This window comes from Alteromonas gilva, from assembly GCF_028595265.1.
GTDB classification, from domain to species: Bacteria; Pseudomonadota; Gammaproteobacteria; order Enterobacterales; family Alteromonadaceae; genus Alteromonas; species Alteromonas gilva.
In genome coordinates this window covers 90584-104901 of sequence record NZ_JAQQXP010000003.1, presented here as the reverse complement: position 1 = coordinate 104901, position 14318 = coordinate 90584, and the positions used below count along the sequence as shown (strand labels likewise).

The following is a 14318-nucleotide window of genomic DNA, read 5'->3' as shown; positions in this document are numbered from 1 at the left end:
ATTGCTGATGAGGCGCCTTTTTTTATACTTAAAAAAGGTCGGTGAGACCTTGCACAGCGGGATTGGCTACTTATACCCTGCGACTTCTAAGATTTGCCTGACCTGCCCCTCGGTGACGCTGCACGGACACACGCCGCGATTGATCAGCTCATCCCTCACAACCGACGGATCGCAGGGCGATTCAACATTAAGTTTTTTCTGAATATAGCGAGCAAGTTTGTGTTGTAACTGCCGGGTTAAACAAGACATAAAATACCTCTACTACTCTTCCTGTGTTGGCATTGTACCATCCAGAGTTCGTTTAACTCCCTTGAGTACCTAAAAGCCCATTGCTTTTATGACTTATGCTTCACTGCAGCATAATTCAGGCCATAGGTACTTTTGCACTGAATTTCAAAGAATTAACTTTTACTTAGCAAAGGTTCTGCGTCACAGTGTCAAAAACACTGACACCGATACTAGCACGACAGTAACACTTTGGTCACAGCATGCTCAGTGCCAGCGCCTAAAATAGCCCGTCCGTTTTCCGACAATGCGCGGTATAATCACAATTTCGCCATCATTAAGTCATTCATTTATGAGTTCCAGTCAACAAAAAATTGGCCGCTGGCATGGAGCGGGGTTACTCACCACAACATTACTGGGTACCAGTGTCTTTATTTTACCGCAAATGACGGTGATTGTTGCCGGCGACTGGGCATTGTTGACCTGGCTGCTTCTGACACTTGCGATACTGCCTGTTGCGCTGGTATTTGCCACCTTGTCTGCGCGATATCCTCACGCCGGTGGTCCCGCCTACTTTGTAGAAAAAGCCTATGGCCTCACCGCTGGGCGTACGGTTGGGGTGCTGTTTTTATGTGTAGTACCCATTGGCGCGCCGGCGGCCATTATCATGACCTATTGGTTTGTTGAGTCTTTATTTCAACTGAGTCCGGCGTTCAGCCTGCCTGTTCAACTGGCAATTATTGGCTTAGTGTGGTGCCTGAACTTTCGTGGCATTCAGTTTTCTGCCGCCTTACAACTTGGCCTCACCTTGCTGATTACACTGGTGGTATTGACACTCCTGGGCATAGGCCTGCTAACACCGGCAACCCCGCCCGAATTAAACACGCACACCGCACTGAATGTCAGCGACATGCTGTCAGCCATGGGACTGGCTTTTTGGAGCTTTCTGGGTATTGAAGCGCTGTCACACTTAGCCGGCGATTTTCGCGAGCCAGAAAAGGATCTGATACCGGCGATCATGACCGGCACGCTGTTAGTGGGCGGCATATACCTGGGTTGCACTTATCTGGTCACTGGCACACCAGAGAGTAAGCTGGCGATGGCTGCCGTGTTTGATCAGTCGGTAGGAGGATATGGTGGGTACGTGATTGGCGTGCTGGGCGTATTGGGTGGCCTTGCTACCGTTAATGTTTATACCGCGAGTTTATCGCGCCTTTGCTGGAGTTTGAGTCAGGATGGGGTACTCCCCGCTTATTTTACCACTTTAAATCACTATGGTATTCCACAGCGAGCGTTACAAACCATTCTGGCCGTCATCTCTGCAACCCTTATCTTCACTCATATGAGTGCGTACAATCTTGAAGATTTAATTGGCTGGGTGAATGGTGTCTTTGTACTTATTTATCTGGCCAGTATGCTGGCTGCTTACAAATTGCTGTCGCGGCGTCACCGCCCGCAGGTCTGTTTCAGTGCTCTGTTTTGTGGCGTCATCGCCGTAGGGCTGGGCAGTAAGATGCTTTATGCATTAGGGTTATTTGCCCTTTGTGCACCATTATTATGGCTGCAGCAACGTCGTCGCAAACCGAATGCGGTAACCTAAGCCCTTAGATAGCGACTGAACCCGGCACATGTAACTTAGCATCATCCTGAACTAATTGACCTACAAGGTTGCCGCGCCAATGACCCACTTGCTGTTCTTTGGAAGTAACTTCCTGAATAATCGCGAGCATTTTCACAATGGCATCCGTCATTGCGAAATTACTGTTAGTGGCAGCCAATACCTTACGCTTCATTTCAGGCTGAATAATTTTAATCGACTGCACCACCTTACTTTCCTCAAGGTGGTACATGGCGGCTGAGGGTAATATCATCAGTCCTTCGCCTTGGATTACCTGGCGCAGCCCGGTCATAAGCTGACCTGAATAGGCTTTATCATGCTTTAACCCAACACCAGTATCGTGCTCGTACTGGTCAATGAGCCGTCCCAGTGCATCTTTAGGTCCTGGCGTTAATAGTTCAAACTCACTTAATTCCCAGAAACAAATGGTTTCCCGATGTTTTAACAGCTGATAATACGCAGACGCATCATTAACGCCGACCACCAGATACATGTATTCTTCGATCAGCGGATAAAGCGACATAAAACCCGCTTCGATCTCCTGCTCATAAGTGAGGGCGATATCAACCTGGTTGCTTTGCAACCATTCTTTTACCGCGTACGAAGGGCCAGTGCTGATCTCCAGTTTTAATTGTGGATGCCATTGTGAGACCTGAGCAATCAGCGACATGGATAATACATTACCAATTGACGGCAACATACCAACCCTTACCGTCCCCTGCTGATTAGACGCCAGCTGCTGCAATTCCATTTTGGCCACATTAATATCATCGATGAGCTTTTTCGCATGCTTTTCGAACATCTTTCCTGCCGCGGTGAGACTAACGCCTTTAAAGCTTCGATCAAACAATGCACAGCTCATTTCTCTTTCGAGGTTTGCCAGTTGCTGACTGATCGCAGGCTGAGCAATATCAAGCTCACGCGCTGCAGCGGCAATACTTCCTTTTTGTACTGTCACAAGAAAATACTGAAGCTGTTTTGAATTCATTTACGCATTACTCAACTGATTGATAGCGACTTGCCGACTGTTTTGAATAACACAGCAAATCAATGGCTTGTAACAAATCATTCATTATTTCGAAATTAAATGATTTCTACTTCGAATTCAGCAAGTTACATGCCACCAAATGGTCAGGTTTTAATACCCAAGTGTTAACAGGTTGTTATCTGCATATATTTTATAAAATATTTTATTGCAGCAAATGAGGATTAAGTCATTGTTTAATATGAATAATAATGATAGCTCTATATTTTACTTATAGCCCTCAATATTCTTTTTTCTTCCGGAAATAGCTGCACTTTTCTTAGTCTCTGTAGTGTTGTCAGTAAAGTCTGACGCGCTCATTAAGTCCAAATAATGTTTAAATTTGGTGCTATTACGAACCAATTTGGGGCACTTTTAGCCAGAGGCGTCTTCTCACGTCCATTCGTAGTTGCACTTAAAAAGATCATAGCGATATGACAATTTAGGGAACACATGATGAAACTCAAAAAATTAAATGCAGCAATACTGGCAGGTCTTGCCGGTTATTCGCTATCGATGACCGTTGCTACCAATGTAATGGCAGAAGAAGCCGCGGAAGAAGACGTTGAGAAAATCGCCGTTGTGGGAGCCCGTGGTGCACCTCGCTCTGTAACGAGTTCACCAGTTCCGGTTGATGTACTCAGCGCCGAAGATATTAATGGTGTCGCTTCTTCAGATATGAATGACATTATGATGACGCTCGTTCCATCTTACACCATCGCTCGTCAGCCAATTTCTGATGGTGGTACCTTTATTCGTCCGGCGCAATTACGTGGTCTGCCAACGGATAAAACCCTCGTGCTTGTAAACGGCAAACGTCGTCACCGCGCCTCATTAGTTGAAATTGGTGGCTCCGGTACCCAGGGTCCTGACCTGGCAACCATTCCTGCCGCCGCTCTTGGCAGCGTCGAAGTTCTGCGTGATGGTGCCGCCGCTCAGTATGGTTCAGATGCGATTGCCGGGGTAATGAACTTCCAGCTTAAACGCAATGCCGAAGGCGGCTCATTGTCACTGGACACTGGTCGTTACTTCGAAGGCGACGGTGAGCAATATACCATTAGCGGTAACAAAGGCTTCTCGCTGGGTGATGATGGCTTCCTGAGTATCTCTGCTGAGGTGACCGACTCCAAAGCTACTTACCGTGGTGAGCAGTACTGTGAAAGCTGGTTCTGTGTTGACGAACAGTCACCTGAATATATCGCCGCCGCAGAAGAGCAAGGACGCACAGTGCACGGTTCATCGCAGGTACAACCCTGGGGTCAACCTAATTACAGCGGTGCCAAAGTATTTGTAAATGGTGGTTACGCGATTAGCAATGATATGGAATTGTATGCCTTTGCTAACTACTCAGAAAGTGAAGGTGACGGTTCGTTCTTCTACCGTTATCCAGGTAACGGTACTATTGAAGATCTGCGTGAACCTGATGGCACAATTTATACACCATTAGAAAAATTCCCAGGTGGTTTTACCCCGCGTTTCTTTGGTGATATCACCGATTACTCTTTTGTGGGCGGCCTGAAAGGCATGACCGGAAGTTTGGGCTATGACATCAGTGGTCGTTACGGTTATAACGAAATTTCTTATACCCTGAAAAACACCATCAACCCGTCAATGGGACCGGACTCACCCACCTCGTTTAAGCCGGGCGATCTAGCCAACGACGAATTACAATTCCAGGCTGACTTTACCTACGACATGGCCGCTTATGTGTTGGCCTTTGGTGCCAGCTACATGGAAGAATCTTACGAGATTTCAGCAGGTGACCCGGACTCTTACCGGGTAGGTCCATACTCGTCACCCGATCCATGGGGATTCTGTGACGGCACCGCCTCAGCAGAAGCTGTTGCTACCGCAGTCTCTAACGGTTTGGATTGTAGCGATCCAAACGATCCGGTTTATACCGCTGTAGGTGTAGGCTCAAACGGTTTCCCTGGTTATTCAGCTGATTACATTGGCACCTATGAACGCGATTCATTCGCTGTATACGGTGACATTTCGGGTGACATCACAGATAAATTGTTTGCCCAGGCGGCTATCCGTTATGAAGATTACTCTGACTTTGGTTCAGAAGTTGTTTACAAGATTGCCGGTATTTTCCAGGTTACCGATGAAATTGCAGTACGTTCTTCATTCGGTACAGGTTTCCGCGCGCCTACTCCTGGTCAGCAAGGTACCACTAACGTATCAACCCGTTTGCCCAATGGTTTCCCGGTTGCAACCGGTTTGTTCCCGGCGGGCAGTGTAGTTGCTCAGGCATTGGGTGCTTCAGAACTTAAGCCAGAGAAATCAACTAACTTTACGCTTGGTGCGACTGCTGACATCGGTGATTTCACATTAACTGTGGATTTCTACCGTATTTTACTTGAAGACCGCGTAAATGCGATTTCAACGCTTGATGTGTCATCTACCGAAGTCACCGACCCGGATGCCGCTGGTTATGACGCTTACCAGCGTTACTTAGCGCTTGATGCTGCAGGTGTTCAGGGTGCCAACACCATCGGTGGTGTATTCTACTTCCAGAATGCCTTCGATACAGTAACGCAGGGTGTTGATATTGTTGCTACCTATAACTTTGAGTCTGAAGCTGGTGATACCACTATCACAGGTTCGATGAACTATGGTACGCAGAAATTTAACTCTGACCCACAGGTGTATTTCAACAACGAAGCCGTTTATGACTTCCTCAATGGTTTACCGGAAACACGTGGTGTTTTGTCTGTTAAACACGCTTATGAAGACATGTCATTCACTGCCCGCATGAACTACTTTGGTGGTTATTCAAACTCTGAAGGTGGCAGCACAGTTTCAGCTATTCAGATCTTTGAGCCTGAGTTTATGTTCGACCTGGAAGGTACTTACTTCCTGACAGATACGTTGTCATTATCTGCCGGTGTACGCAACCTGTTCGACAACTATCCTGATCCAGGTGAAATCGGCGAAACCTGTTGTGGGCGTATCTACCGCTCTGATTCTATCGTTGACTGGCAAGGTGGTTTCTACTACATGAAGCTTAATGCTTCTTTCTAAACTGCACTTCAACGCAGTTAATTAACCTGTCGTCGACCAGCCAAATGGCTGGTCGACTTATTCAGGTAACTCATCGCTATGAACGCGACAATCCGCCCAAAACATTATAATTTCTACCTTATAATAATAATAAATAACCTATAATTGTTGAACTCAAGTGGAGCACTGTTGTTATGGAGATTGAACTCGTCTGGTTCGTCCTCACGTTGTGTGTAGCGGGCGCTGTCGCCGGCATTACTTCCGGCCTTTTTGGTAATGGCGGAGGTTTTGTTGTTGTACCAGCCCTACTCGCGGTCTTTCCTTTTTTTACCCCTGCCTCTGACGAACTGGTAAAGGTTGCAATAGGTACCTCTTTGGCATCTATCGTAATTTCCAGTGCACGCTCAGTATTGGCGCACAAAAAACGCGGCGCAGTTGACTTTGTCATTCTGAAATCCTGGCTTATTTGGATCGTGCTGGGTGTGTTAGGTGGCTTAGCAATTGCCAACCATACCAGTAGCGGCGGACTCACCATCGTCTTTGCTGCCGGTGTATTGTTGTACTCAGTCTACTTCCTGTTCCCGGACTTTGTGGTTCGCCCAGGGGTGACCTTCAGCATGCCAACAGGGGTTGGCAAAGCCGCGCTGGCATTTGTGATCGGCGGCTTTTCAGCCCTGCTGGGTATCGGTGGCGGTACGCCAATGGTCATAACCATGGTCATGTGCCAACGCTCTATTCAGCAAGCGGTAGCCACCGCAGCGGGCGTCGGCTTCTTAATAGGCTTACCTGGCGCCATTGGCTTTTTGTTCATGACCAATGCCAGCCCGGCCACCATGCCGTTTGGTACCGTAGGTTACATCAACCTGCCCGCTTTAATAGCGATTAGTATCGGTTCCATCATGACTGCCCCAATAGGCGCATCGATGGCCCACAGTTTTAGCGAAAAAATGCTTAAACGCTTGTTTGGCGTTTACCTGGTGATCGTGTCCGTAGCCATGTTTAGTAAAGCATTATAGTCGGTCACATACTCCAATAAGAGGAACACTCAATGACTTATAATCCATCAAGACGACTTTTCTTAGGAGGCTCACTCGCAGCATCAGCCGCTGGCGCAACGGGTATTATTACCCCTGCAGGCTTGGCCGCCCAGCCTATGAAGTCACCGCAAATTATGTATGGCCCAACGCCTGGGGTAGCAAAGCTGAACGCCAATGAAAACCCGTATGGTCCGAGCGACCTGGCATTGAAAGCCATTGCTGAGGCAAGCCGCTCGGGCGGTGCTTACTATGCCTACCGCGCAGGCATGTATTTACGTGATATGCTGGCTGAATCAAATGGTTTGAAGCCCGAAAATGTCTCTATCACTGCAGGTTCAAGCCTGATCCTGGCTTTTGCGGCCTTTGCGGCAACCAGTAAAGGTAAAATCCTTGGCCCGGATTTATTCTGGGATACCACCTCTAAGGCACCCATTAGTCAGGGCGGTCCGGAAATTGTTCGCGTACCGAATACCGCGGAGCTGGATATTGACCTCGACGCACTGTACGCCGCCATCGATGATGACATTGCCATGGTACACGTGTGTAACCCTAACAATCCAACCGGTAAGTTGCTTGACCCGAAGAAGCTGCGTGAGTTCTGCATTAAAGCATCGAAGAAAACCATGGTATTAGTTGACGAGGCCTACAACGAACTTATCGAAGATGGCCCTAAGCATTCCATGATTCCGTTAATTAATGAAGGTCACAACATCATTGTTGCGCGGACATTCTCAAAAATTTACGGTCTGGCAGGTATGCGTGTTGGTTACATGCTGGGCAGTGAAGAGAATATGGAGTTCATCAATAAGTTTGGCCTGGGTGGATATTCAATTAACCAGGCAGGCTTAGCCGCGGCCATCGCCAGCTACAATGATGAAGCGTTTAAAGACTTCTCACGTCAAAAAGTCAAAGAAGGCCGTGAGATTATCCTTGATGCAGTAAAAGCCAATGGCCTGACTGCTTTGCCATCCACCACAAACTTTGTGTTTGTTAATTTAGGTGATGACGGTGACGCCAACGCATTCCGCCAGGCAATGGAGCAACAGGATGTGTTAATTCGCGGACAGTACCGTACGTATTATCAATGGTCACGTGTCAGTACTGGTCGAATTGAAGACGTTAAGAAATATGCGGCAGCAATGCCAAAAGCATTAGAAGAGATGTATAAACTCAAAGCATAACTTTAAATAGCAAACCAAGGCGCATTACCACCTCATTGGTAACCAGCCCGGGTTTGATAATACCGGTCCCTGGGCCGCACCTTTCGACAGAAACTTAAAAGGCCGCTATAAAGCGGCCTTTTTATTATTGAACAAAGACGTGTTTAGTCGGCGTCTTTATCCAGTTCATTTTCCTTGAGATCCACATCGATACCCATCGCCTGCATAATTCGGCGTGCTTCAGCCGGTATGCGGTTTGGATTATCTTTACGCAAGTCCTCATCATCAGGCAAGGGCTGACCGGTAAAGGCATGCACAAAAGCCTCACACAACAGCTCGGAATTTGTGGCGTGACGCAAGTTATTAATTTGCCGCCGGGTTCTCTCGTCGGTTAACACTTTTAATACGTTGATCGGAATTGAAACAGTGACTTTTTTAACCTGTTCACTTTTTTTACCGTGCTCCGCGTACGGGTAAATATACTTTCCGTCCCACTCTGCCATGCTTTATTCCCAGCTTTACTATCATTATTGTTATAAGAAATTCTAAACAAACCACAGAAAAGGTCAATTGAGCAGTGTAAACTGCTTGACGTCTAGACATATATTATTTAGTTTAGACGTCTAAACGTCCGTTTGAGCTAACTGAGAATATACCATGGTGTCTTACGCGCAGGGAATCGATGCCCTTAATCAATCGTTATCAGAATTACGCGACATTGACGTGTCTTTTGAGTTTTTTCCGCCGGGTAACGAAAACATGGAAAAAACCCTTTGGAAGTCAGTGGAACGCCTGGCGCCTTTAAAGCCTGCTTATATGTCGGTCACCTACGGGGCCAACAGTGGCGAGCGCGATCGGACTCACGACGTGGTGAAACGTATTCAGCAGCAAACAGGTGTGGCGGCAGTGCCCCATTTAACCTGTGTCGATGCCAGCGCCACGGAGTTAAAGCAAATCGCCCGTGACTACTGGGACTCAGGAATTCGCCGCATAGTAGCGCTACGCGGTGATTTACCGCCGGGGGTCAACAAGACCGATATGTACGCCTCCGACTTAGTCGCCTTGCTCAAAGAGGTTGAAGACTTCGACATCTCCGTTGCCGCCTATCCGGAAAAACACCCCGAAGCGCCTAACGCTCAATTTGACCTGCTAAACCTCAAGCGAAAAGCTGAAGCTGGCGCCAGCGAAGCCATCACACAGTTCTTTTTTGATACCAGCGTTTATTTGCGTTTTCGCGACCGTGCCGCCGCCGCTGGCATTGATCTGGACATCGTACCGGGCATTCTACCGGTAACGAACTACCAGACCCTGGTAAAATTCGCCGGTTTTACCAACGTTCATGTGCCTGGCTGGTTGCATAAACTGTACGAAGGGCTCGATGCCGATGACCAGACCACGCGTAATTTACTGGGTGCCAATATCGCCATGGAAATGGTCAAGGTACTCGCCAAAGAAGGCGTGAAACATTTTCACTTTTATACCCTGAACCGCAGCGAACTCAGCTATGCAATTTGTCACATGCTGGGTGTTAAGCCTCAAAACGGCGGTTGATAGCAAGTGACGCAGTAAAGAAAACGGTTGCTCCGCATCGCTCAACAGGTAGACTATCCTGATAGTTGTTAGCGTGAGGAGCGTGAGTGAATTTATCGGCATGGCAAGCAAATTGGACTGATTTCAAACCACAGCTTATTCGCTTTGGCAAAATATTCGTTGCGCGCTGCAAGTCAGACAGCATTACCATATCTGCAGGTCACCTTGCTTATGTTACCCTGCTCTCGCTGGTTCCTTTCATTATGGTATTTTTTACCATTTTATCGGCCTTTCCGGCTTTCGCCTCAGTGCGGACAAAGTTAGAACAATTTATTTTTAGTAACTTTGTACCGACTGCGAGCGATGTGGTTCATGAATATATGAGTGACTTTGTTGGCAACGCATCAGAAATGGGCGCTGTGGGCATTCTATCGCTACTTGTGGTGGCGATATTGCTAATCTCCAATGTCGATAAAACACTTAACCGCATATGGCGCTCCCGCGGCGAACGTCCGATTATTTATACCTTTGCCATTTACTGGATGGTGATTACGCTTGGACCGCTGCTGATGGGCGCCAGCGTTGCGATGACATCCTACCTTACTGGCCTGGCACAATTCGCCGAAGAATACACGCCCGGATTAGGCACCTTTTTGCTTAAGCTGGTACCCAGTTTTGCTGCATTAGCGGCGTTCATTATTTTATATATGCTGGTCCCCAACAAACGAGTCCCGGTTAAACATGCACTGGGCGGCGCAGTGCTGGCAACATTGCTGTTTGAACTGAGTAAAAAAGGCTTTGCCTTTTATGTGACCAACTTTCCGTCTTATCAGGTGATCTACGGCGCATTAGCGGCACTGCCATTGCTGTTTCTTTGGATTTACTTGTCGTGGATAGTGGTGTTATTAGGCGCTGAGTTTACCTGTAGTCTCAGCGATACGCTGAACGACGATGACGACGCAGAGTCATCTAAAGTGCCCCCGCCATCCAAATAACCCAGTAAGCGCCGGCGGCATCAAAAAATCAAAGAAACACCGGTTATTGCTCATTGAGGATTGCTGCTGGCTTAAACCAAAGGGCGTCGTTCGCTAGGTATTCCTGATCGTTTAAAAGCGGGTTACTGACTTTGATTAAATGTCTTTGTTCCAACCTGGCTTTTTTAATGACTTCGCCAAAATATTGATAAAACAACGCGTCGAACTGGCCGGTTTGGATGGCAATCTCAAGCCCGTATTTAATTTTGTCGTGTAACTCAACGTTGTCTTTAGCAACAAAAAAATACATTGCCGCGGGATACTGAAGAACCAGACTCTCATTAATAACCAACTCAGGATGCTCGGTAGTAGCATGTTCCTGCCATATTTCTAATATTGAGCGTGGAAAATAATCGATGCGGCGCAAACTTAGCATCTGTTGTAAACCGGCCGTACTTGATGCAGGAAAAACACTGAATTTGTGATGGCGGAACACAGCCATATCCGGCCAGTCGTGTCCCACGCCAGCAACAAGATTTTTTAATTCTGCGGCGGTTTTAACCTCGGCCAGTTGCTGCGCATTACTGGCGTGTACGAGCATTAAACGCCAGCCGATCAGGCCCTTCGCCAAGGGAATTTTTATAGCGCGAAGATTGTCTTCCCGACTCTCACTGGTATTCATCCAATGCACATTATAATAGCCATTTTCAATCAACATAATGCTGCGATCTTCGGGCATGGTGGGCACCGGCGAAGGAATGAGCTGATAGGGTTGCTCAGTCAGTTTTAATGCCTGCTCTAACTGCGCCAAAAAATATTCGTCACGCTGACGATAAATAGGATTGTCTGAATTCACAGGGTGACGCACCTGCAGAATCTCACTGGTTCTGGCATAGGCAGGAGTCCCTGCCAACACCGAGGCAAGCAACAGATACATTAACAACAATATGACTTTAGTCACTACTACTCCGCACTCTTAGCCAAAGTCTAAGGGAGTATAGTCTATTGTGCGCCATAACCGTTAACTAAAGGCTACCGATACTGATTATGTATTTTCACAAAAACAGGAGTTTATTTAGGTGTCTGTACTCACTTATATTGCAGGGATTATCGGTAAATTTATCACGAGACAACACATCCGATCGTTGCCCGGCACGAGTATCTGTTTAAGATATAGCACCGGCCAATGCGAGCCTTTAACGTTCAAACGTAAGGCGCTTAGCAGGATAAACCTATCCCATTACTCAACTCTGGTATCATCGATAAAGAGGGCTGGTTGAGCAATAGCGGCTGATACAGCCAACGCTTGGCAGCAGCGGTACTGTGAAAACAACGTACCTCGAAGATTGCATCTATGTGCTGACACCATATTGCCGCCATCTTCTCTGCATACTGGCCGTCAATCAACACTGCGACTTTGCGAAACTGTTGATATAACGGCTCGATACTGGCCAGGTTCGCCCGGTCAATCAGATCAGCCTCGCCCATTTGAAAGTAATCACAGTGCCGGAAATCAAATAGTCCGAGCCGAACCGGTTGTGCCATGGTTGCAATAAAATTGCGAAACGCTTTGGTAAAGCGCATTTCCTTGGGAATATGGCCGTTCAGCGTAAAGTGTACTATCACAGGCAAGTCATCATCGATTCGAAACGCCATTGTTCCCTGCATTGATTTTTCGCCAAAGGGAGCTGGCTTTGAAAATAAGAACCCCTGACTGTAATCAATCCCCAACTCCAGCAAACATTGCTGTACCGCTAGGGAGTGAACGTACTCGGCTACGCACTTTATGCCGCTATTCTGACAAAAAAAGCTCAGCGCTTTGACAATTTCGTAGCTTTTCTTATCGGTATCAATGCGCTTTATGTACTTGGCGTCAATTTTCAAATAGTCAGCTTCGATATCCAGAATGCGCTCAAAGTTTGAGTACTCTGTGCCGAAGTCGTCGATTGCCAGCTTAAATCCACAACGTTTGAGCATTTTGAGTTGTTTCAGGTGATTCTGCTTACCGGAACTGCTAATACCTTCGAGCACCTCAAGAATCACTCGTTGCGGAGCGATTTGATACGCATCACACTGCGCCATTAAAAAGCGCTGAAGGTACTGTGCATTCAAATCATACTCGGTGATGTTCAGTGAAAAACTATAGTCATATTGAGACATGGCTTTAAAGGCTTGTTGTATGATCTGTCGCGTTAGCAGCGGCAACACTCCGGCCACCTGCGCCGCCTCAATAAAGCTGTATGGCGATAACACCTGGTCATTATAATGAATCCTGGCCAGTGCCTCGTAATGCGTTATTGTGCCACTGTGGTTATCATGAATTCCCTGGAAATAGGGCACTACCAGTTGCTGATTGATTGCGTTATGAACAATATTATTCGCTTCCACAAACAGTAAGCGATGGTTCGATTGCTGGCTCTGCGTTTCCTCGTCGAGTATGACGCAGGTTAAATCGCCACTATCGCGGCTTTGGCGCAAAGCAGCGCCAGCCAACCTTAACAGGTCAGACCGGCCTCTGGCACCACCAAAGGATAGCGACACAAAGACTCTGACATCACCAGTGACCACCTGTTGATGGCGAAAGTACTGACCCACTTGCTCCGCCACCGCATTTAAATCAGTGGTACTGTTGAACAGCAATGCAAATTTACCAGGCCCTGCGCCAACATAACAATCCGCCACGATGAGCGATTTAATAATAGCGGCGGTTTGACGAATCAATTCATCACAAAGGTCAAAACCGTATGCATCGTTGAGGTAACGCAGACCATCAATACCAATCATCAACAAACTTTTACGGCCGGGCGATTTGAGCATCTCCACGAGGAAAGATTTACTGGATAAGCGACTGAGGGGGTCAGTATTGGCTAAGTAGAGATTTTCAGCCTGGGTTTGGTTGAACTCAGTAAGATCGGTATAAATAGCAGTATAATGATGGATGTGACCATTACCATCACGTATCTGGCTCACCGACACCCACTGCTCCAGTATCGAGCCATCTGCATGACGGTTTTTTATTTCACCCTGCCACACACCGGTTTTAAACAACTTATGCCAAAAGTCGCGAAAAAACGCTTGATCCTGAACGCCGGACGACACTATTTGCGGGTTAAGTCCAATAACCTGCTTTTTGGAATAGCCAAACATATCACAAAATGCCTGATTGACTTCTATGATGTTGCGCTCTGAGTCCGTTACCAGCATGGCTTCTGCTGAATGTTTAAAAATGGACGACAACATGTTCAAAGAGCGGTCTTGATCCATTCGCTCAAGCTCTGCTGCAATGCGATAACCAATCATCTCAAACAGCGCGGAGATTTCTTCGCCGCTGCTTAAGGGAATCGTATTCATTGCCACTAACAAGCCATTAATTTGACCGTGAGCATCATACAAGGGCATGGCGATATATGCCTCAATATTCAACTCTGTCAGGGTCGTATCATCAGGATAAAGCTTTGCTACGTTACAATCATATCGACAGGCACCACTTTGCGTCACAACGTGACAGGGTGAGCCTTTAAGCGGGTAGGTAAAGTTTTCTTCAAGCCGGTTAAATGCTGCCATGGCAACCGTCGAACAGGTTCCGATGGATTCGTTTGGCCGGCCTATAAGAACATAATCACAGTCAATAATTTCGGATAAAGCTAAAACAACAAGTTCAAAATATTCCTGTCCCCGGGCCTGACCAACAAAACCCGAAAACTTTTTTAACTTAGTCACTAACTGATTCATACAAACTCGCAC

Annotated in this window: 11 protein-coding genes; 6 read left to right on the top strand and 5 right to left on the bottom strand. The window is 47.1% G+C overall.

The features are described from left to right. Nucleotides 1-66: 66 nt before the first annotated feature. A complete protein-coding gene (locus OIK42_RS16830) occupies nucleotides 67-249 on the bottom strand; it encodes a hypothetical protein (protein ID WP_273642246.1) in 183 nt (60 codons plus the stop codon). 328 nt (nucleotides 250-577) lie between these two features. Between OIK42_RS16830 and yjeH the strand changes: the two genes are divergently transcribed. Beyond that, on the top strand, nucleotides 578-1825 hold the full coding sequence (gene yjeH, locus OIK42_RS16825; RefSeq protein WP_273642245.1) for an L-methionine/branched-chain amino acid transporter: 1248 nt from the start codon (nucleotides 578-580) through the stop codon (nucleotides 1823-1825). Nucleotides 1826-1829: 4 nt separating this feature from the next. Here yjeH and OIK42_RS16820 read toward each other — a convergent pair whose 3' ends face one another. Further along, a complete protein-coding gene (locus tag OIK42_RS16820; RefSeq protein ID WP_273642244.1) occupies nucleotides 1830-2831 on the bottom strand; it encodes a LysR family transcriptional regulator in 1002 nt (333 codons plus the stop codon). Nucleotides 2832-3323: 492 nt separating this feature from the next. Here OIK42_RS16820 and OIK42_RS16815 point away from each other — a divergent pair, with 492 nt between their 5' ends. From OIK42_RS16815 to OIK42_RS16805, 3 genes are all read left to right on the top strand, one after another. Beyond that, nucleotides 3324-5894, top strand: a complete 2571-nt coding sequence (locus tag OIK42_RS16815; RefSeq protein ID WP_273642658.1) for a TonB-dependent receptor plug domain-containing protein — start codon at nucleotides 3324-3326, stop codon at nucleotides 5892-5894. A gap of 173 nt (nucleotides 5895-6067) precedes the next feature. Beyond that, entirely contained in the window at nucleotides 6068-6889 is an 822-nt protein-coding gene (locus OIK42_RS16810) for a sulfite exporter TauE/SafE family protein (protein ID WP_273642243.1), read from the top strand. A gap of 32 nt (nucleotides 6890-6921) precedes the next feature. Beyond that, entirely contained in the window at nucleotides 6922-8091 is a 1170-nt protein-coding gene (locus OIK42_RS16805; protein ID WP_273642241.1) for a pyridoxal phosphate-dependent aminotransferase, read from the top strand. Between the two features lie 143 nt (nucleotides 8092-8234). On the opposite strand, the gene metJ is transcribed toward OIK42_RS16805, so the two are convergent. Next, entirely contained in the window at nucleotides 8235-8573 is a 339-nt protein-coding gene (metJ, locus tag OIK42_RS16800) for a met regulon transcriptional regulator MetJ (RefSeq protein WP_273642240.1), read from the bottom strand. 154 nt (nucleotides 8574-8727) lie between these two features. Between metJ and metF the strand changes: the two genes are divergently transcribed. After that, nucleotides 8728-9621 (top strand): methylenetetrahydrofolate reductase, encoded by an 894-nt coding sequence (gene metF / locus OIK42_RS16795; RefSeq protein ID WP_273642239.1) that lies wholly within the window; start codon nucleotides 8728-8730, stop codon nucleotides 9619-9621. Between the two features lie 86 nt (nucleotides 9622-9707). Then, nucleotides 9708-10595 carry a virulence factor BrkB family protein gene (locus OIK42_RS16790; RefSeq protein ID WP_273642238.1) on the top strand — a complete coding sequence of 296 codons (888 nt, stop codon included), beginning with the start codon at nucleotides 9708-9710 and terminating at the stop codon, nucleotides 10593-10595. A gap of 43 nt (nucleotides 10596-10638) precedes the next feature. Here OIK42_RS16790 and OIK42_RS16785 read toward each other — a convergent pair whose 3' ends face one another. Both OIK42_RS16785 and OIK42_RS16780 read right to left on the bottom strand, forming a co-directional pair. After that, nucleotides 10639-11535 carry a transporter substrate-binding domain-containing protein gene (locus OIK42_RS16785; protein WP_273642237.1) on the bottom strand — a complete coding sequence of 299 codons (897 nt, stop codon included), beginning with the start codon at nucleotides 11533-11535 and terminating at the stop codon, nucleotides 10639-10641. Between the two features lie 257 nt (nucleotides 11536-11792). Then, nucleotides 11793-14294 (bottom strand): sensor domain-containing phosphodiesterase, encoded by a 2502-nt coding sequence (locus tag OIK42_RS16780; RefSeq protein ID WP_273642236.1) that lies wholly within the window; start codon nucleotides 14292-14294, stop codon nucleotides 11793-11795. Between the last annotated feature and the right edge of the window lie 24 nt (nucleotides 14295-14318).

Coding starts and splice junctions, on each gene's coding strand:
- OIK42_RS16805 (WP_273642241.1), top strand. CDS start 6,922: ATGACTTATAATCCATCAAGACGACTTTTCTTAGGAGGCTCACTCGCA.
- OIK42_RS16810 (WP_273642243.1), top strand. CDS start 6,068: ATGGAGATTGAACTCGTCTGGTTCGTCCTCACGTTGTGTGTAGCGGGC.
- metF (WP_273642239.1), top strand. CDS start 8,728: ATGGTGTCTTACGCGCAGGGAATCGATGCCCTTAATCAATCGTTATCA.
- OIK42_RS16830 (WP_273642246.1), bottom strand. CDS start 249: ATGTCTTGTTTAACCCGGCAGTTACAACACAAACTTGCTCGCTATATT.
- OIK42_RS16820 (WP_273642244.1), bottom strand. CDS start 2,831: ATGAATTCAAAACAGCTTCAGTATTTTCTTGTGACAGTACAAAAAGGA.
- yjeH (WP_273642245.1), top strand. CDS start 578: ATGAGTTCCAGTCAACAAAAAATTGGCCGCTGGCATGGAGCGGGGTTA.
- OIK42_RS16815 (WP_273642658.1), top strand. CDS start 3,324: ATGAAACTCAAAAAATTAAATGCAGCAATACTGGCAGGTCTTGCCGGT.
- metJ (WP_273642240.1), bottom strand. CDS start 8,573: ATGGCAGAGTGGGACGGAAAGTATATTTACCCGTACGCGGAGCACGGT.